Annotated in this window: 15 protein-coding genes and 1 tRNA gene; 3 read left to right on the plus strand and 13 right to left on the minus strand. The window is 51.3% G+C overall.

Annotated elements, in window-relative coordinates; genetic code table 11:
* Positions 1–115: 115 nt before the first annotated feature.
* Both DDY07_RS09965 and DDY07_RS09970 read right to left on the minus strand, forming a co-directional pair.
* On the minus strand, positions 116–2,266 hold the full coding sequence (locus DDY07_RS09965) for an adenosylcobalamin-dependent ribonucleoside-diphosphate reductase (protein ID WP_171695779.1): 2,151 nt from the start codon (positions 2,264–2,266) through the stop codon (positions 116–118).
* Between the two features lie 657 nt (positions 2,267–2,923).
* Positions 2,924–2,999, minus strand: a tRNA-Val gene (locus DDY07_RS09970).
* A 476-nt stretch (positions 3,000–3,475) separates the two neighbouring features.
* Between DDY07_RS09970 and DDY07_RS09975 the strand changes: the two genes are divergently transcribed.
* The gene (locus tag DDY07_RS09975) at positions 3,476–4,513 is read left to right on the plus strand and encodes a GGDEF domain-containing protein (protein WP_033155185.1); all 1,038 of its coding nucleotides are present in this window, start codon (positions 3,476–3,478) and stop codon (positions 4,511–4,513) included.
* 13 nt (positions 4,514–4,526) lie between these two features.
* Here the strand turns inward: DDY07_RS09975 and DDY07_RS09980 are convergent, their stop codons facing one another.
* A complete protein-coding gene (locus tag DDY07_RS09980; RefSeq protein ID WP_171695780.1) occupies positions 4,527–5,756 on the minus strand; it encodes a dicarboxylate/amino acid:cation symporter in 1,230 nt (409 codons plus the stop codon).
* A 165-nt stretch (positions 5,757–5,921) separates the two neighbouring features.
* Between DDY07_RS09980 and DDY07_RS09985 the strand changes: the two genes are divergently transcribed.
* On the plus strand, positions 5,922–6,416 hold the full coding sequence (locus DDY07_RS09985; protein ID WP_171695781.1) for a YchJ family protein: 495 nt from the start codon (positions 5,922–5,924) through the stop codon (positions 6,414–6,416).
* A gap of 12 nt (positions 6,417–6,428) precedes the next feature.
* Here the strand turns inward: DDY07_RS09985 and trmL are convergent, their stop codons facing one another.
* From trmL to secA, 3 genes are all read right to left on the minus strand, one after another.
* Positions 6,429–6,896, minus strand: a complete 468-nt coding sequence (gene trmL, locus DDY07_RS09990) for a tRNA (uridine(34)/cytosine(34)/5-carboxymethylaminomethyluridine(34)-2'-O)-methyltransferase TrmL (RefSeq protein ID WP_171695782.1) — start codon at positions 6,894–6,896, stop codon at positions 6,429–6,431.
* Positions 6,897–6,900: 4 nt separating this feature from the next.
* On the minus strand, positions 6,901–9,405 hold the full coding sequence (locus tag DDY07_RS09995) for a glycogen/starch/alpha-glucan phosphorylase (protein ID WP_171695783.1): 2,505 nt from the start codon (positions 9,403–9,405) through the stop codon (positions 6,901–6,903).
* Positions 9,406–9,542: 137 nt separating this feature from the next.
* A complete protein-coding gene (gene secA, locus DDY07_RS10000; protein WP_171695784.1) occupies positions 9,543–12,290 on the minus strand; it encodes a preprotein translocase subunit SecA in 2,748 nt (915 codons plus the stop codon).
* A 297-nt stretch (positions 12,291–12,587) separates the two neighbouring features.
* Between secA and trkA the strand changes: the two genes are divergently transcribed.
* A complete protein-coding gene (gene trkA, locus DDY07_RS10005) occupies positions 12,588–13,943 on the plus strand; it encodes a Trk system potassium transporter TrkA (RefSeq protein ID WP_171695785.1) in 1,356 nt (451 codons plus the stop codon).
* Here trkA and DDY07_RS10010 read toward each other — a convergent pair.
* From DDY07_RS10010 to DDY07_RS10040, 7 genes are all read right to left on the minus strand, one after another.
* Positions 13,940–14,482, minus strand: coding sequence for a hypothetical protein (locus DDY07_RS10010; RefSeq protein ID WP_171695786.1), 543 nt, complete (start codon positions 14,480–14,482; stop codon positions 13,940–13,942). The genes trkA and DDY07_RS10010 overlap by 4 nt on opposite strands.
* Positions 14,469–15,002 carry a hypothetical protein gene (locus tag DDY07_RS10015; RefSeq protein ID WP_171695787.1) on the minus strand — a complete coding sequence of 178 codons (534 nt, stop codon included), beginning with the start codon at positions 15,000–15,002 and terminating at the stop codon, positions 14,469–14,471. The genes DDY07_RS10010 and DDY07_RS10015 overlap by 14 nt, the downstream gene beginning before the upstream one ends.
* A gap of 5 nt (positions 15,003–15,007) precedes the next feature.
* Positions 15,008–15,382: a VOC family protein gene (locus DDY07_RS10020; RefSeq protein WP_171695788.1), complete on the minus strand. Its 375-nt coding sequence runs from the start codon at positions 15,380–15,382 to the stop codon at positions 15,008–15,010.
* 43 nt (positions 15,383–15,425) lie between these two features.
* On the minus strand, positions 15,426–16,208 hold the full coding sequence (locus DDY07_RS10025) for a hydroxypyruvate isomerase family protein (protein WP_171695789.1): 783 nt from the start codon (positions 16,206–16,208) through the stop codon (positions 15,426–15,428).
* Positions 16,208–17,086, minus strand: coding sequence for an NAD(P)-dependent oxidoreductase (locus DDY07_RS10030; RefSeq protein WP_171695790.1), 879 nt, complete (start codon positions 17,084–17,086; stop codon positions 16,208–16,210). The genes DDY07_RS10025 and DDY07_RS10030 overlap by 1 nt, the downstream gene beginning before the upstream one ends.
* 14 nt (positions 17,087–17,100) lie before the next feature.
* The gene (locus DDY07_RS10035; RefSeq protein WP_171695791.1) at positions 17,101–17,595 is read right to left on the minus strand and encodes a nucleoside triphosphate pyrophosphohydrolase family protein; all 495 of its coding nucleotides are present in this window, start codon (positions 17,593–17,595) and stop codon (positions 17,101–17,103) included.
* Between the two features lie 207 nt (positions 17,596–17,802).
* Positions 17,803–20,043, minus strand: coding sequence for a TonB-dependent receptor (locus DDY07_RS10040; RefSeq protein WP_253734454.1), 2,241 nt, complete (start codon positions 20,041–20,043; stop codon positions 17,803–17,805).
* Between the last annotated feature and the right edge of the window lie 151 nt (positions 20,044–20,194).

Genomic DNA, 20,194 nt, shown 5'->3' on the forward strand with positions numbered 1-20,194 from the left:
CTGTGTAGGTTGGGTTCACCCAAAGGGTGTAAAAGGCGCTAGCCGTAACCCAACACTCATAATGGCCAAATGTTGGGTTACGCTAACGCCTAACCCAACCTACATTTTTTAAAAATCAAAACTTGCCGTAATAGCCTTCTTTCAAAGCATCAAACAAGTTGGCAGCGGTGTGGGTTTCGCCATCGTATTCCACTTCTTCGTTGCCTTTAAATTCCACCACATGGCCGTCTTCCAGTGTGAACTGGTAGGTGGTGTTTTCCAGGTCGGATTCCTTGACCAACACGCCCTGAAACACTTCCGGGTTGAAGCGGAAGGTAGTGCAGCCTTTCAGGCCTTGATCGTAGGCGTATTCGTAGATGGACTTGAAGTCTTCGTACGGATAATCGGTCGGCACGTTGGCGGTTTTCGAGATGGACGAGTCTATCCAGCGTTGCGCAGCAGCTTGAATGTCCACATGCTGTTTGGGGCTGATGTCATCGGCAGCGATGAAATAATCCGGCAATTGTTGAGTCGGGTCCTGGCTGTATGGCATGGCTTGCGGGTTGATCAGTTCGCGGTAGGCCAGCAATTCAAAGGAAAACACGTCGATTTTTTCCTTGGACTTTTTGCCTTCGCGGATTACGTTGCGCGAATAATGATGGGCAAAACTGGGCTCAATACCGTTGCTGGCGTTATTGGCCAGCGACAGCGAGATGGTGCCGGTCGGCGCGATCGAGCTGTGGTGGGTAAAGCGGCAGCCCACTTCCGCCAGTTCCGCGACCAATTCCGGCAGTTCCTGCGCGACTTTTTGCATGTAGCGGCTGTATTTGGCGTGCAAAACTTTACCGGGCACTTGGTCGCCCAGTTTGTAACCGTCCGCCGTCATTTCCGGGCGTTTGTGCAGCATTTCGCCGGTGACGGTGAACAGCTGGTCCATGATAGGTGCCGGGCCCTTTTCTTTCGCCAGTTCCAGGCCGGCTTTCCAGCCTTCCAAAGCCAACTCTTTGGTGACTTGTTCGGTAAATGCCAGAGACTCTTCATTGCCGTATTTCATGCCCAACATGGTGATGGTGGAACCCAAGCCTAAATAGCCCATGCCGTGGCGGCGTTTGCCAATGATTTCTTCGCGCTGTTTTTCCAAAGGCAGGCCGTTGATCTCGACGACGTTATCCAACATGCGGGTAAAGATACGAATAGTTTTACGATAAGCTTCCCAATCAAAGCGGGCTTCTTTGGAGAATGGTTTATCGATGAAGCGGGTCAGGTTGATCGAGCCCAGCAAGCAACTGCCGTAAGGCGGTAAAGGTTGTTCGCCGCAAGGGTTGGTGGCGCGGATGTGCTCACAAAACCAGTTGTTGTTCATCTCGTTGACTTTGTCGATCAAGATAAATCCCGGTTCGGCGTAATCGTAAGTGGAGGACATGATGATGTCCCACAAGCGGCGGGCCGGCATGACTTTGGTAATGCGGCAAGCCACCAAGCCGGCGTCGTTGACCACATAGCCTTTTTTATTGGGCAGATCGCGCCAGACGATTTTGTCGGTATCGGTTAAATCCAGTTTATCGGCATTGGCTTCGCGTTCGGTAACCGGAAAAGACAGCGGCCATTGGCCGTTGCTTTTCACAGCTTCGACGAATTCGCTGGTAATCAGCAGCGACAGGTTGAACTGGCGCAAGCGGCCGTCTTCACGCTTCGCGCGGATGAAATCCACCACATCCGGGTGGGCGACGTCGAAGGTGGCCATTTGCGCGCCACGGCGGCCGCCGGCCGAGGATACGGTGAAACACATCTTGTCGTAAATATCCATGAACGATAACGGGCCGGAGGTATAGGCGCCGGCGCCGGATACATAAGCGTCTCGCGGCCGTAATGTCGAAAATTCGTAACCAATACCGCAACCGGCTTTCAGGGTCAAACCGGCTTCGTGAACCTTGTGCAGAATATCGTCCATCGAATCTTCGATAATGCCGGACACGGTGCAGTTGATGGTGGAGGTGGCCGGTTTATGATCCAAAGCGCCGGCGTTGGAGGTGATGCGACCGGCCGGGATCACGCCTTTCCGCAAGGCCCACAGAAATTCTTTGTAGTGTTTTTCTTGCAGCGCCTTGGTTTTCTCCACACTAGACAGGGCTTTGGCGACACGCTTGTAGGTGTCATCAATGGTTTCATCAATTGCTTTGCCATCCTTGGTTTTTAAGCGGTATTTGCTGTCCCAAATATCCAGGGAAGCACTTTGCAGCGGGATTTCGGTGGCGTCTTGTGTCACAACATGAAGTTTTGCGGTCATTCGTGGATTCCCTTTTCTAATTGAATGGTTATAGGCCTATCTTGCCGCTCCGGCACGGCTAAGATGTTGATGTTTATTGGATTAAAACCGAAAACAATACAGTCCGGCGATATACTGCATATAGTGTCTATGTTGAAATTCTAGCACAACATATTGTGTTGTCAGCGGGAAATTTTTACTAAATAGCCGCACTTGCGTGCTTTGTTTTTTAACTCAAGGAGTTAGCGGCGGCATTTAATTTCAATTTCCTAATTAGATGGCCTAGCCATAAGATTTCGAATTGAGCGGATGGTTTACTCAGGCGCGGGAGGAGTCGAGGTTGCCGTATCAACCAATTATTCCCGGAATGCGGACGCGCCTAACAACAGCGGACCACCACTGCATTTGGTGTTTATCGTGGGGATTGAAAATGGCGTCAATAAGACAGACAGTTCTGGGTTGCGCTCGGCCTGGGCCAGTCAAAGGGCTGGAAGTAATGGAGAGTTCGCTAAACCGCAAAGCTAACAATGGCAAGGCAAAACCCAGCTTGCCATTTTGCCGAAAATAGGAATCCGTTGCGACGAATTGGCGTAGCGCTTGCCTTAGGAATGTTGATTGGGACGCTTGAGATTACCGAATAAGAATCGTGGGAGATTCTATGTTTAACCTCCGATAGTCTGGTGGGTGCTGAGGGGTTCGAACCCCCGACCCTCGCCTTGTAAGGGCGATGCTCTCCCAGCTGAGCTAAGCACCCGACTAAAGGACGCGCATTCTATCCAAAACTGGAGCTGCTGCAAAATGTTTTGTTAACTTTGCGATGCAAATACTCGTGCCACACGTGCGGTTGCCAAGAGTTTGCATTCTCCGGACAGCCATTAGAAAAACAGCCGGTACACGCAAACCATTTCTAGAAAAAATTACACTGAAAAACTCACCCTCTCAAAACCCGCCCCTACACGCAAACTGCAAACACCGTGTGCGTCAGCTTATTTTCCGGATCTATTGAAAAATCCCGGTTTTAAGTTACCTTTATGTAGGCTTATGACTACGTAAAATGAAAGCCTGGAGGCTCATAGTGTTTCAAGCACAATTATCCAAGTTACCTTAAGACACGTTCTACTAAGCGCTAAACCCGGCGCATCGATACGGAACAATCGAAAGCAGTGACAGGGTTAACAATCCCGGCGCGAGCAGTACTTAAACCGTTATACGTTTATCGACAAAAATCTGATGAGTAAAGGCACCACTTACATACCGATTTACGATTTCTCGCCGAGCGTTAACGCCGGCCATCTAAAACAAATCCTGCCATTATTGATGCGTCATAACGTTGCTGCCAATCCCATCAACTACGCTATTTGGTACGACTATGTGGCCGGCGGCAACCCAAGCTTAAACAAAGCAGTCGACTCGTTGCTCGCCGAAAACAAGGCCTTCGATTACGACAACAGCGTCGAGCTTTACAAATCACACATTTGTAATGCGTCTTTGGAATCTTTCGAGCAAATCAACCGGCAACTGCACAAAGTCATCGAGCAAGCCACTAGCGCGATCAACGAAACTTACAACAAGGCCGAAGAGACCAACGACAGCTTTCAGAAAAAATCAGTCATCTTGGAAACTTTCTCCGCTTCAGACGGCTTGAAAACCATCTTGGAAGAAATCATTCAGGAAACCAAAGCGCTGGCGATGACCAGTCAGGCCATGCAAACCAAGCTGACCGAAGCCAACCAAGAAATGGAGCAATTGCGCACCGAGCTGGCTCAAGCCAGACAAATCGCCACCACCGACGGTTTAACCGGCTTGTTGAATCGGCGCGCGTTCGACATGACCCTGGCCGAAATCATCGAACAATCCGCACCCGATACCGCGTGCCTGTCGATGCTGGACATAGACCATTTCAAACGCATTAATGACACTTACGGCCACACTATCGGCGACAATGTCATTAAATATGTAGCAAATTTAATGAAGAAACACGCCGAGGAACATCATCACGTTGCGCGTTACGGCGGTGAGGAACTAGCGATTATCATGCCCAATACCAGCCACGAAAAGGCGGTAGAAATCTCCGAAAATATTCGCACCGCGATGGCAGCCAGCCGCTTGCAACGCAAAAACGACAACCAGTCGCTGGGCAAAATCACCTTGTCGATAGGCGTTGCCAGATTGCAATCCGGCGATAATCCGGAAAGCTTTATCGTCCGCGCAGATAACGCCTTGTATAAAGCCAAGCAAAGCGGCCGCAATCGGGTAATCCATTCATAAACCGCAGAAAAAACTAGCGATCCGTCAAGCGCTGTACCACTAAGCAACCCACCATATCGCCCTCGACGTTGACCATGGTCCGCACCGTATCCAGTATGCGGTCTATGGGTAACAGTATCGCAATGGCTTCGGTCGGGAGACCAACCGATTGCAACACCATCATCATGGTCACCATGCCGGCACTGGGGATGCCCGGCGCGCCCATGGCGGCGATCATCGTGGTAAAACACACGATCAATTGTTGCGCCAAATCCAGCTCTATGCCGGCTAAATTAGCGACAAATAACGCAGCGGCAGCTTCGTAGAGCGCGGTGCCGTCCATATTGACCGTGGCACCCAGCGGCACCACGAAACCGGCAATACCGGGTTTGACGTGCAAATGCTGTTCAACGCAACGCAAGGTGACCGGCAATGTCGCCGAGCTGGAACTGGTGGCAAATGCGGTGATTAAGGCTTCCCTGGCGCCCAGAAAAAACTTCAGCGGCGAAACCTTGGCAACTATACCTAACAACAAAGGCAACACGACCAAGCCATGCAGCATGGTGGTGCCAATGACCACCGCGACAAATTCCGCCAAACTGCTTAACAAGGCCAGATTTTGCGTCGCCAGCAACTGCGCCAGCAAAGCCATGATGCCCAGCGGCGCCAGCCGCATAATCCAGCCGACCAAGCGCAGCATCAACTCCAAGCCTTCCTTCAACAGCAGCAAGATATTGCGATAACGATCCCCTCCCACTACCAAAGCAATACCCAACAACAGTGCAAACATCACGATTGCCAGGATATTGGCCTGCGCTAGTGCCGCGAACGGGTTAACGAATAAGCCATGCAGGAAGCTGGCTACAAATTGCGCAAAGCTCATTTGCTTGGCGGCGAAGTTGGGAACAGCGTTATTGAACAAGTCCAGATTCAAACCTTTTCCCGGCTCGAATATATTTGCCGCCGCCACGCCCAGCAGGATAGCCAGAGCCATAGAGACCACAAAAAAAACCAAGGTAGACAGCCAGACTCGATGCAATTGGCCGTGCATGCGCAAATTTGCCACCCCAACCGCAATGGAGGTAAACACCAAAGGCACCAAGACCATTTTCAACAAATCCATGAATAAAGTACTCAATAGACCGCAAACGTAGATACCTTGTTTGCTAAGCGCGGCGTCCTGTCCCAATTTGGCGAATCCCATGCCCAACGCTACGCCGAATACGGCACCCAGAAAAATTTGTGTGTTTAGTGCGACTTTCAATCCGGCCTCCTGAAAATACGCTGATCGTAAAACCCCAAAGCTTAGAGATTTATCATAACAAGCCCGGCCCCCATCATCTAACAGCTCTGTCAGTGCGCGGATACGTTCCGCCGAGAGCGGCTAAGATTGGCTTTTGGCTTGTCTATTTCGGTAAAATCCGCCGTTATGACGACAATCACCGACCCACTAGAAACTTGTTTATGCGGCTCCGGCCTGGATTATGCCGACTGCTGCGGCCGCTATCACAGCGGCGAACACTACGCGCCGACTGCGGAAGCCTTGATGCGCTCGCGTTTTAGTGCCTATGCCCGGCGCGATGTGGACTATTTATTGAATACTTGGGATACCAGCAAACGGCCGGCCGACATCGACTTTTCCAAGGAAACCGCACACTGGCAAAAACTGGCGATAGTCAGCACTAAAAAAGGCAGCGGCCAAGACAGCAAGGGCATTGTCGAGTTTAAGGCTTTTTACCGACAAGACGGCGAAGACTATTTCATGCACGAAATCAGTCGCTTCGTTAAATCCAATTCCCGTTGGCTTTATCTGGACGGCGTCATCAAAGCCGCGGGCAAAGTTGCGGTAAGCACGGATACCGGCAAAAACGCGCCTTGTCCGTGCGGCAGCGGCAAGAAATTTAAGCGTTGCTGCGGGCGCTGATCTATCACTAAGTCAACGCGCCGCATCCACAAAATTCAATTGCTTCCAGGCTTCGTAGAGCACTATTGCCACGGTATTGGAGAGATTAAGACTGCGGCTCTCCTTGCGCATCGGCAAATACAGTTGCAGAGCTGCCGGATGTTGACCAAGAAATGCGGCCGGTAAGCCACGGGTTTCCGGACCGAATAACAAGGCATCTCCGGCTTTGTATCGTACCTCACTGTAACCGGTGTGGCCTTTGGTGGTTAATGCAAATAAACGTTGGGGCTTGGCTTTTTCGACGTAATCATGCAAGGAACCGTACTGGCGGATGTTCACCCATTCATGATAATCCAGCCCGGCGCGACGCAGACGTTTGTCGTCCAAATCAAACCCCAAAGGCTGGATTAAATGCAGATGCGCACCGGTATTCGCGCATAAACGGATGATATTGCCGGTATTGGCCGGAATTTCCGGCTCGAACAAGACAATATCCAGCATTGTTTCAGTATTTTTCCACGTCCACCGGGGACAATTTCCAAATCTCGCGGTTGTATTCGCTAATCGTCCGGTCCGTGGAAAATTTACCGCTGGCCGCGGTATTGAGAATACTCATTTTGGTCCAGCGCTCTTGATCACGCCAAGTTTGCTCGACCCGCTTCTGTGCTTCCAGATAACTGCGAAAATCGGCGATAGTCATCCAAGGATCGTGCGGACTTTTAATCGAGGCAATGATGTCGTCGAAAATCCCCGGCTCAAACTGATTGAAATGCCCGCATTCCAGCAAGCGCATCACGCCTTGTAAATCGCTGTCCTGATTGATGAACCATTGCGGATCGTAATGCGGCCGCATCGCCTCCACTTCGGTTTCGGTCAAGCCGAACAGGAAGAAATTGTCGGCACCGACCTCTTCACGAATTTCGATGTTGGCACCATCCAAGGTACCGATGGTCAGCGCGCCATTCATCATGAACTTCATGTTACCGGTACCGGACGCTTCCTTGCCGGCAGTCGAAATTTGTTCCGACAAATCCGCGCCCGGACAGATTTTTTCCATCGCCGATACGCAGTAATTGGGCATAAACACCAATCTCAGCTTGTTGCCTACTTCCGGGTCTTCATTAATGACACTGCCGACATTGTTAATCAGCTTGATGATTTTTTTCGCCATGACATAGCCAGGGGCCGCCTTGCCGCCGATCAAGACGCAACGATCCACCCAGTTTTGCGTATCGCCACGTTTAATCCGATCATAAAGATGAATCACATGCAGCACATTCAAAATCTGCCGCTTGTATTCGTGGATACGCTTAACCTGCACATCAAACAAAGCATCGACATTGATTTCAATGTCATGTTCTTCTTTTTTGTAATCGACCAAACGCTGTTTGCTGGCCCGATTCAAGTCGTACCATTTTTGCCTGAACGCCGCGTCCTCGGCATAAGGCGCTAATTTGGACAGCTGAGACAGGTCGGTAATCCAGCCGTCACCAATCGTTGCGGTGATAAACTCGGCCAATTCCGGATTACAGCCGGCCAGCCAGCGTCTGGGGGTCACACCGTTAGTTTTGTTATTAAATTTTTGCGGCCAGAGCTCATAAAAATCTTTAAACAAGCCTTCCTGCAACAGCTTGGAATGCAGCTCGGCGACACCGTTGACAGAAAAACTACCGACGATAGCCAAAAATGCCATCCGCACCTGTTTTTGATAACCCTCTTCGATGATGGACATCCGCGCCATGCGTGGATTGTCGCCAGGCCAACGCGCCGACACTTCAGCCATGAAGTGTGCGTTAATTTCAAAAATAATTTCCATCAAGCGCGGCAGCAAATGCTGCATCAGATTGACCGACCATTTTTCCAAGGCCTCGGGCAACAAGGTATGATTGGTGTAGGCCATCGTTTGCCGCGTGATGTTCCAGGCTTCTTTCCAAGGTAAACCGTGAATATCCATCAACAAGCGCATCAGCTCGGCCACCGCGATGCTGGGATGAGTGTCGTTGAGCTGAAAGCAGTTTTTCTCGGCAAATTTACTGAAATTATTACCGTGACGCCCCACCCAGTTGGCGATGACGTCCTGCAAACTGGCGGAGGCCAACAGATATTGCTGTTGCAGGCGCAAGGCTTTGCCGTTTTCGTTGGCATCGTTGGGATACAACACCATCGTAATGTTTTCAGCGGTGTTTTTCTCGGCCACGGCTTCGGCGTAATCACCGGCATTGAATTCCTGCAAATTGAATTCTTCCGTGGCGATGGCTTTCCACAAGCGCAGAGTATTGACCGTACCGTTTTTATAGCCAGGCACCGGCGTGTCGTAAGGCATGGCGATCACATCATGGGTATCCAGCCAACTGGTGCGCTTGTTGCCTTTTTCATCGATGTGGGTTTGGGTGTGGCCGCCGAATTTGATGCGGTGCATGTATTCCGGACGTTCGATTTCCCAGACGTTGCCCATCCGCAACCAATGATCGGGTTTCTCGACCTGCTCGCCATTGACGATTTGTTGCGAAAACATGCCGTATTCATAACGCAAACCGTAGCCCGTGACCGGTAGTTGCAAGGTGGCACAACTATCGATGAAACACGCCGCCAAGCGTCCCAAGCCGCCATTACCTAAGCCTGCGTCCGGCTCGCTCTCGATAAGTTCCTCGGCTTCCAAACCCAAATCATACAAGGCTTGCGTGACAATATCGTCAACCCCGAGATTCAACATGGCGTTGCTCAAAGAACGCCCCATCAAAAACTCCATCGACAGATAGAAGGCTTTTTTACAATCGGAGTCGCGATAGACGTTGTAGGTTTTCTTCCAGCGTTCGACCAAACGGTCGCTGATCGCCAAAGACAAGGCTTCGTAGGCGTAATGCGGAGAACGGCAATTTTCATCGCGCCCGAGCCGATGACTGTAGTAGTGTTTGAAGTCGGCGATGAAATGCTTTTTTTCCATGCCCAACTTGGGGAGCTTGGTAATATCGGCGGCGGGATTACTCTTATTAAAGACTCTATGCGGCATAGTACTTACCCTTGAGGACAGTGAAAATTAAAAGCCGTGGGCCGCTGATTTTGCAAGGCTGAAAGCGATGCCAAAGGCCCTCTAAATCAAATTGTCGGGCAGCCGCGACGCCCGGTTTGGGGCGCCGCGGTTAAACATTAGTTCAATTTGCCGTGGCATTGCTTGTACTTTTTACCGGAACCGCAGGGGCATGGGTCGTTACGGCCCACTTTGTTGCCGAGCCTGACAAAAGGCTGCTCCGCGCTCTCCGGGTCTGAGTCTGGCTGAGCTGCTGGTACCGCGGGCTCTTCTTCAAAAATGGAGTGGGCTTCCGCGTGTTCGTAGTGCATTTCCAGCGGTGCTTGGCGTTGTTCGTCGATCGCCTGCACGTCTTCTTCACGCGCCACTTGCACCTTGGCGAGTATACCCACCACTTCCTGCTTGATATGCGTCAACAGGCCGGTAAACATTTGGAACGACTCCCGCTTGTATTCCTGCTTGGGATCTTTTTGCGCATAGCCTCTGAAATGAATACCTTGGCGCAATTGGTCCATCGCCGCCAGATGTTCTTTCCAGCTATTATCCAGCACTTGCAACATCACGGATTTCTCGAAATGCCTTAGCACTTGCACACCTACGGCCTCTTCACGGGCGCGGCTTTCTTGCTCGGCTTTTTCGATAATCAGCCGGCGCAATTTCGCTTCATTCAGGGTACGGTCGTGCTCCAACATTTCCACTAGCGGCATCTGCAGATTAAATTCTTGCTGCAAATGGGTTTCCAATCCACGCACATCCCATTGCTCTTCCATGGTTTTCGGCGGAATGTATTCGGTGATGACGTCGTTCAACACGTCAGCACGAATCGCGTTGATAATGTCGTTGATGTCTTCGGCAGCCATCAACTCATTGCGCTGCGCGTAAATAACCTTACGTTGATCGTTGGCGACATCGTCGTACGCCAGAATTTCTTTGCGAATATCGAAATTACGATTCTCGACTTTGCGTTGCGCGCTTTCGATGGAACGAGTCACCCAAGGATGCTCAATCGCTTCACCTTCTTCCATACCCAGTTTTTGCATCAAGCTGGCGACGCGCTCGGACGCGAAAATCCGCATCAAATCGTCTTCCAGCGACAGATAAAAACGGGTCGAACCCGGATCGCCCTGCCGACCGGAACGGCCGCGCAACTGGTTGTCGATCCGCCGCGACTCGTGGCGTTCCGAACCGATCACATGCAGACCGCCGCTTGCCAAGACTTTTTCATGTCTTTCCTGCCAAGTAGCACGCACCCGCTCTTTATCGGCTTCGCTGGCATCCGGTCCCAAGGCAGCCAGTTCGGCATTCAGATTGCCACCCAACACGATGTCGGTACCGCGACCGGCCATATTCGTAGCAATCGTCACAGCGCCCGGCATACCGGCATTTTCGATGATGTGGGCTTCGCGCTCGTGCTGCTTGGCATTCAAGACTTCATGGCGGATGTTTTGCTGTTGCAGCATCCGGGAAATCAATTCAGAGTTTTCGATCGACGTCGTACCGACCAAGACCGGCTGGCCGCGCTGCACGCAATCCTTAATATCTTCGATGACGGCGTTGTATTTTTCCCGCGCGGACAGATAAACCAAATCGCCCTTATCTTTACGAATCATCGGTCTGTGGGTAGGAATAACCACCACTTCCAGGCCGTAGATTTTGTTCAACTCAAACGCTTCGGTATCCGCAGTACCGGTCATACCGGATAATTTGTTGTAAAGACGGAAATAATTCTGGAAGGTAATCGAAGCCAGGGTTTGGTTTTCGTTTTGAATAGTCACGTTTTCCTTGGCTTCCATCGCTTGATGCAAACCTTCGGACCAGCGCCGACCGCTCATCATCCGGCCGGTGAATTCGTCGACGATGATGACCTGACCATCCTTCACTACATAATCCACGTCTTTTTGGAACAGTACGTGAGCTCGCAGCGATGCGTTCAAATAGTGCATCAAGCGGATGTTGGCGGCTTCGTATAATGTGGAGCCGTCGGCTATCAAGCCGTGCTCCGCCAACAAGCGTTCCACATGTTCGTAACCGGCTTCGGTTAAATGAATCTGCCGAGATTTTTCGTCGACCGCATAATCACCCGGCATTTGATCCTGTTTCTCCGGATCGTCGGCTTTTTCCTGTTTGGTCAGGTAGGGAATGATTTGATTGGTCTTCAGGTAAATATCGGTACTGCCTTCCGCCTGACCGGAGATGATCAACGGCGTTCTGGCTTCGTCGATCAGAATCGAATCCACCTCGTCGACGATGGCAAAATTCAGATCACGCTGGACTTTTTGTTCCAGACTGAAAGCCATGTTGTCACGCAGATAATCGAAACCAAATTCGTTGTTGGTGCCGTAAGTAATATCCGCCGCATAGGCAACCTGGCGTTGCTCATGGGTCAAATCGCTGACGATGACACCGGTGGTCAAGCCCAGGAAACCGTATAGTTTGCCCATCCATTCCGCGTCGCGGCGGGCCAAGTAATCATTGACGGTCACCACATGCACGCCTTTACCGGGCAAGGCATTCAAATAGGCGGCCAAGGTCGCCATCAGGGTTTTACCCTCACCGGTTTTCATCTCGGCTATCTTGCCGCTGTGCAAGACCATGCCGCCAATCAACTGCACGTCGAAATGCCGCATGCCAAATACACGGGTCGAGGCTTCCCGCACGGCGGCAAAGGCTTCTGGGAGTAAATTGTCTAAGTTTTCGCCTTGGGCCAGGCGGTCGCGAAATTCCTGCGTCTTGGCTTGTAACGCCGCATCGGATAATTTTTCGTATTCGGCGGCCAGAGCATTGACTTTCTTGACTAGCTTGCGTTTCTTCTTGACCAGCCTGTCGTTGCGGCTGCCAACTACCAATTTAACCAGCTTACCCAGCATGATATTTCCAGAGTGAGAGTGAACCAAAGTTTGCGATTATAAACGGTATGGGGCGGCTGTGACCAGAAAACAAGCCCGGCAAGCTGAGACTATTCACCAGCCTGTTTTTGTAAATCGGCTGTTTAAAACAGGATTTTTGCTTGGCAGCCGCAGCCTAACTGCATCATCCGGCGATTTCCATCGCGGCAAAGTTAGCACTCGCTGGAACATGGACAAGCCTATCGATCAGCGTATAATTCGCCGGCTTCGGCCCTTGTGGCGGCAAGCATTCGACATCATTACTGGCTTTAACAATTTATGAAAATAGTGATTCTCGGTGCCGGTGTGACCGGCTCTTCGGTTGCCGGCGCATTGGCCAGTGAAGAAAACGATATTGTCGTTATCGATAAAAATGCCCACTTGCTCACCGCATTAAAAGGTCGCCTGGATATAGCCACCGTCGAAGGTAACGCTGCCCATCCCAGCGTGCTGGAACAAGCCGGGATTCAGGACGCGGACATGGTGATTGCCGTTACCGACCGCGACGAGACCAATATGCTGGCCTGTCAGGTGATCAACACCCTGTACAGCAAACCCAAAACCATCGCCCGAGTGCGCGCCATCGACTTTCTCAACCATCCGGAATTATTTGCGCCGGGCGGTATAGATATTGTCATCAGCCCTGAGCAGGTTGTCACCGAATCCATCCACAACCTGATCAAATACCCCGGTGCGCTGCATGTGTCCGAGTTTGCCGACGGCTTGGTCAGGCTGTTTTCGATTCGCGTGGTACCGACCGGCTTTCTGACCGGCAAACACATCCACGCCGTCAAAGAAAAACTGGCCGACAGCATGATCCGGGTCGCGGCGATTTTCCGCGACGGCAAAGCCATCGCGGTAAACGGCGAGGCGGTAATTGCCACCGGCGATGAAGTATTTTTTGTCTGCCCCCGCGATAAGGTCCGTAAAACCCTGGTGGATCTGCATAAACTGGAATCGCCGATCAAAACCATTATGCTGGCCGGCGGCGGCCACGTCGGCAAGCGGCTGGCCATTGCCTTGGAAAAAAACTACCACGTCAAAGTCATCGAGCAAGACATCGAGCGCGCGCGGGAGATATCTAACGATTTGCGTAACACCTTAATTCTACACGGCGACTGTACCGACGAATCGCTACTGCAGGAAGAAATGATCGAAGACATCGATCTGTTCTGCGCGATTACCAATAACGACGGCATCAACCTGATTGCCGCCGGTCTGGCGAAAAAACTCGGCGCCAAAAAGGCTATCTGCCTGATTAACAATAATTCCTACCTAAAATTATTGGACGGCACCGAAATCGATCTGGCGATTCAACCAAAACTGGAAACCTTGGGCGGCATCCTCAAACACGTGCGTAAAGGCGACGTGGTCGGCGTCAGCTCGGTATGCGGCGGCAGTGCGGAAGCGATCGAAGCGATTGCTCACCGCAGCAAGAACTCCAGCTCAGTGGTTGGCTTGCGTGTAGATCAGGTCAATTTACCGGACGGCGTCATATTAGGCGCGCTAATTCGCGAAAAAGAAGTGATTCCGGTGCATCACGACACCGTATTCGCGGAAGGCGATCACGTGGTGATGTTTGCGTTGAACAAGAAAATGGTTAGAGACATCGAAGGCTATTTCCAGCCGATCTAGTCCGCCAAATCCGCATCGATAAAAGCCAGTGCCCGCTGCGGCAAACCTTCGATGCCCTCGCCTTGCAAAACGGCCTGACTGTCTTCATGCACCGCCGTCATAAACTGCAACAACTGCATTTCAATTTTCATTTTTTCCTGCGGCTCTTGGGCGTCCCACATCCGATTCAATAACTGCTTGGCGTGATGATGAATCGTGAACGCCACCGCTTCCGGCAGATGCGCGTAACTGGTGCGCAAAGACTCCTTCAGCTTATCCAGCGATTGCAGATATTGCTGATAGTCTTTTAAATCCTGCTGACATTGGGTTTTCACCATCGCCAACTCGTTGCTGTTGCGGGCTTTGATGACGGCCAGCTCGTGAGCCAATTGCTGCGACTGTTTTTTCAGTTGCGCCACCAAGGCCTGTTCCGCCAGCGCCTTGGTTTGCCGCAGTTCGGCGACATCTTCGTGCCTGGATAAATGCCATTGCAAATTGTCGTCGCGACTGCGCCGCAAAAACGCCAGCGCTTCGCCCAGCCAACGGCTAATCGACGACATGCAGTTGGTGGCGTAAAGCCAGCATTGCCGCAGCATCGGCTTGTTTACGATAGGTACGCAAGGCTTTGCGCAGATTTTTATATCGAGTGGCCGGCAATTGCGCCCGCACCGCTTGCAATTCATCGCTAATTACCGCGAATAAGGCCCTGGCCTGTTTTCGGTTATCGGCTACCAGCAGGCGTTGCCGCTTGAATCTGCTCAGATAGCTCAACTGCCGGCATTCCGCAGCCTGGCGCCGCTCAATATTTTGCCGACGAATCTGCAAAGACAACAGCTGCCGTACCGCCGCCGATTCGCGACTGAAATACCCGCGCAGCTCGCGGTAAATCGCTTTAAATAAAGTCATCACGGCCAGCAAAGCCAGCAGACCCAAAGCCAACAACATCACTTTACTGGCTAACAGATAAAACAGCCCCATCAAAAAAACCAAGCCAAACTGCAAACACACAAACCCCAGCACAAACAGCAGCATCGCCAGGCTGCCTATCAGTAGTCCGCCGAAAAAAAGCCGTCCGAACATGACTCTCAAGGCCGCTCGATAAACTCCAGCGCATTGCCGTCTCTATCCCGGCAAAACAGCGCCTTACGGCCGGAGATACTCAGCGTGTACGCCGTACCGGCCCGCTCCAGATCTTCGCGTAGAGCATCAACCGAATCGATATGCATCGCCACATGCCGATCACGGCCGCCATGCGCCGGTCTGCCGGTAGTGGGATCGGGGTTATCCAGTTCCAGCAAATGAATTTGCTGCGCGCCGATTTGCAGCCAGGCGCCTGGGAAAGGGAGATTCGGCCGTTCGGTTTGCTCCATTCCCAACACATTGCGGTAAAAAAACAGCGATTGCTCGGTATCGGAGACGATCAAACTGGCGTGATGTATCGTGAAATTATGTTTGGACATGGCAATTAACAGGTGAGTAAGGCAGCGAGATTATACCGCCCGATTATTTCACCGCGTAGGTTTTCAACCAAGCCAAACTGGCAGCGGTGTCGGCTGTCGGCCGGTACTCGCTACCGACCCAACCTTTATAATCCGAGTTTGCGATAATATCGAACAAGGTTTTAAAATCCACAGCGCCTGTGCCTGGCTGCCCGCGGCCTGGAGAGTCGGCAAATTGAATATGCTCGATTCTATCTGTATGTTGGCGCAAAAATCCGGCACAATCTTCGCCCATTCGGCTCATGTGATAAATATCGTATTGCATGTATACGTTCGGATGGCCGATTTGCTCTAGCACATCCAGCATCTTGTCGCCGGTATCAACGATAAAGCCCGGCATGTCATAGCTATTGACCGCCTCGAATACGGTTTTGATACCCAATTCGGCAAACGCTGCGGCGGCGTAAGCCAGATTCTCGCAAAAGGTAGTTTGATATTCGCCCAAGCGTTGTGGGTCGAAACAGCGACCCGGTAACACATTAATAACGCGGGGCTTTAATCGTTCGGCATAAGCCAGCGTCTGCCCCACCGCGACTTTAAATTGCTCGCGTTTTTCCGGAACCGCCGCCAAACCCTCGCCGCCCTGCAGCAAGGTATCGGCATCAACATTAAACAACACCAACTTTAAGTCCTGTTGAGCTAATAGGTCGCCGATTTGTTCGACTGGCAGCGAGTAGGGAAACTGGATTTCCACTGCGTCGAAACCGCACTGTTTAGCAGCCTGAAACCGTTCCGGCAACGGCAGTTCCGTAAACAATAAACTCAGATTGGCGGTAAAGCGCAGCATTAGTCTTGGGCGTACAGTTTGATCAGTGTCGAGGGGTCTTGATCCAAAAAGCCGCTACTGCCGTGCAATTGCATGAGTTGCGCCGCCAAGCCTGACATAGGTATCGCACTGCCCTGCTTGCTGGCTAAATCGACGGCCATATTTAAATCTTTCAATAAAGTTTTCACGCGCCACTTTACCGGCTCGAAACGCTGATCCGCCATTTCCGGGCCGACGATTTGCAGTGGTTTGGAATCGGCAAAGCCGCCGGCCAGCGCTTCCGGAATTTTTGCGGCATCGACGCCGGCCGAATTGGCCAGCGCCATCATTTCCGCGATCACCAGCACATTGCAACTGACGATCATCTGATTGCAGATTTTAGTGGTCTGACCACTGCCGACCGGCCCCATATACGTCAAACGGCTATACAGCGGCCGCAATACTTCCCTGGCAATTTGAATGTCTTGTTCCGCACCGCCGGCCATAATCGCCAGACTACCCTGCTCTGCCCCGGCCGTGCCACCGGATACCGGCGCATCCACCCAGCGCATACGGCAAGCGGCGCGCAATTGAGACGCCATGCGTCGAGTGGCCTCCGGGTGAATGCTGGATAAATCAATCAACAATTTGTCGGCAGCGCCGTCGGCTATAACGTGTTCCATCACCACCGCTTCAACAGCCATGGTGTCGGCCAGGCACAAAATCACCACATCGGAGGTTTTTACCAATTCACTGACACTGCCGCAGACCTTAGCACCGGCACCCGCCACCACAGCCAATTTGGCGGTAGTGCGATTCCAGACATTCACCTGAAAACCCGAGGCCAAAAGCCGCAATGTCAACGGTTGCCCCATCAAGCCTATCCCAACGAAGCCTAGCGTGTAGCGTTGTTGTGCCATAGTGACGCTCGCTGTTATTCGAATAGCGCCGGGCTTAAATCCAAACGCTCGGCATCGCCGCGCCCGCTCATCAGATGTTGATAGACGATTTGAAAAGCTTCGTCGAAATCAGCATTGACAAAACGCTGGGACAAATGCACGCAAATCGCATATAAGCCGGAATAATGCACGGTCTCGCCGGAAGTACATAGGTTGATTTTCTCGGACAGCACACGCATTAGCGATAACACCGATCCATCCTGCCGCCAATTGGCGGATACCGCGATAACTTCGTCACCGCGGCTGGCAATAGCCGCCAATGCATTAAAGGATAAGTCCACCAAACCGGCCAAAATTTTGATGAGGTCACCGCTGGCAATGGCTTTAAAGGTGTCACTACCGCAATCCAATAATAGCGCTTGGCGCAGCACAATATCCATGTCGGACAAGTGCCCGATCTCGCCGTCATCAGGCTGCTTGATAGCGAATTTCCGGTGAAAATCTCTAACTTGTTGTAAATGTTTGTTCATAAATCCCCCGCATGCGCTAATTGTTCGGGCATGTTACAGGAGGAAAGAGAAAGCGCAAAGAGAGGTCCTTAAAGCGCTGAAAAACCATTTAGGTTTAACTCAGCGCCCCAGTGATTCCATTAAACAAGTAACGGCAATTTCAGAATAATGAATCGCGCATTACCATTACCAGTCGTAAGTCCTCGACAACGGAGGCTACCACGGGAATTAAATATCGAAATCCAATTCGAAGCCTCCATAAGCGAAAAGCGGCATACCCGGACGTGGCCCATAAGGCTGACGCGAGACAACATACTCTTCATTTGAGGCGTTTTGCACGCCACCCAAGACTTTTACGCCTTTCGCAACTTTATAATAGGCCGACACATCCATAATCACGTACTCGTCAGTGACACCAAAGCGCGAGTCTTTCCTGGCCACAGGGGTGTTTCCATCCAATTGCTGTTCCGTGTTGTTAGCACTCGTGAAGGTCTCGCTGACATAGTTAGCAGACACTTCCATACCCCAGCTTTGAAAATGCAACCCACTGCCAAAATTAAGTGTGTATTCAGGAATATAAGGCACTTTATTACCTTTGCGTCCGTAACTGAAGATGGACTCGGAGTTACTGGATCGGGCGTTGCTGGTTTGCTCGGCATTAGTGTAAGTGAAAGCCAAGAAGTATGGATTGCGAAAGCCCCAGGCAAATGCTTCGCCGGCGTCGAAATTCATCGCCAACTCAACCCCGCGGCTGTCGACGCTGCCAAAGTTCTCCGCAGGGCCGCCGCCACCGCCGATATTGTTGACTACCAGCAAATTGTTGAACTGCGTATAAAAACCCGTCAGCTCTGCGTTGAATGCTCCATGCGTATAGCGCCCGCCCAACTCGTAAGCATCACTTGTTTCCTCTCCGTAATTGTTGACTATTGCGCTTTCGGGATTAGGCGGCGAAAATCCTCGATGAGCACCGGCAAACACCATAAGGTCGTCGTTAAAACGATAATCGACACTGCCGCCGCCCGCATAAATATCCAGCCCAGAACTCGCCAATCGTCTTGAAGCAGGTCTGCGATCCTCGTAGACTTGGTTCAAATGCTCGTAGCGTAGACCCGGTGTGAAGCCAAACTTACCCAGTTCGATCCTATCTTTCAAGAAGAATGCATAGGCTTGAGTAAACCCGGTCCGGTCGTCTTGACTACCAGGCGCACCCACTACCTTGTTGGTTATTGCGCCACTCGCATTCTGGGTGTAGGTGGTATCGTGCTGGAAGCGCGTTTCGGCGTCTTCATGGTATCGGAAACCGCCGTTCAACTCGTGATGAGTGGGGCCTAGATTGAAGCGGTAAATTGCGGCAGTTTCGACACCCGCCGAGTAGTACGTACGATTATTGTCCCGAACGTTAAAACTGCAAGCTCTAGTGCCTTTGAGACAGGCGAGATCATTCAAGTTATTCCCTGCTAACGCACGAGACCATTGCTCACCGTCCAACTTACTCCAATTACGATCAAACTCCCGGTAATAGGCCGTGGTGACAATATCAAGATTATCGGTCGGCGCGATCAAATAGCGTGCATAACCGCCGATTTGCGTGGTATCGATATTGTCAAAGCGCGAAGCCGCGTAACGACGATAAGGAGTATTCCGAAAATCTTCCTCGGTAAGCCCTAAGTAGGTTTCGTCGGCATCCATAGATGAATAACCAAATTTAACGTCCAGCTTTTGGTACATCGCGGTATTGGGTTCCCAGGACATACGCAACATAGGTTCAACTTGCTGGAAACCTGTTTGATCACCATTTTTAAAGTCCGGGGTACTATCGATGGTTTTAAAACCATCGGAGCCGCGATAAAAACCTTCCAGCAAATAGCCCACTTTACCGTGTGAGGTATCTAGGGTATCACCGACAAATCCGTGCGAACGGAACTCACCGTAACTACCATAAATGGTTTTTAAATAGGCCTTCCCATTCGTAGGGATGGGCGTCGAAAGATAGTTCATCACGCCACCGGTAATGTGGGGGCCGTATTTTATTTGGCTACCACCTTTCAAAACCTCGACGCCACTCATACGCCCGCCAGCGGGATTAAAATAGGCCGCTGGGGCAGAATATGGCGCCGGCGCAATCATTATACCGTCCTCCATAACTGTAATCTTGGCGCTACGAGTGGTATCAACCCCACGAAAGCTAATATTCGGGAACAAGCCGAAACCGTCTTCTTCTCGAATATTCACCCCAGGCGCTTTGCGCAAAATTCGGTTTACATCACTGTAACTTTGATCGCGAATGTCCTCAGTTCTAATATACGTAGCGGAAGCAGGCAAATCTTTAACATCCGCCGGGTCGCCCAACACACTCACCACATCCAAAACATCTTCTTCAGCTTTTTCCGCAGCTTTCGGGAGAGACATTGCCCCCATCGAAAGACAAACGAGCGATATAGCTCGAACAAGTGGTTTTATTTCAAACATGACTTCACCCCTGAATATTGACGATATTTTACGAAATGTAAAATCTTGTAAAAGATGGGGGTATGTTACACTTAATCTTAATGAGAATCTATATCATTTTTGATGGACTAACCGTGCCATGCCGTGGCAATATTTTGGATTCAGAAGATTG

Source organism: Methylomonas sp. ZR1, assembly GCF_013141865.1.
Lineage (GTDB): Bacteria > Pseudomonadota > Gammaproteobacteria > Methylococcales > Methylomonadaceae > Methylomonas.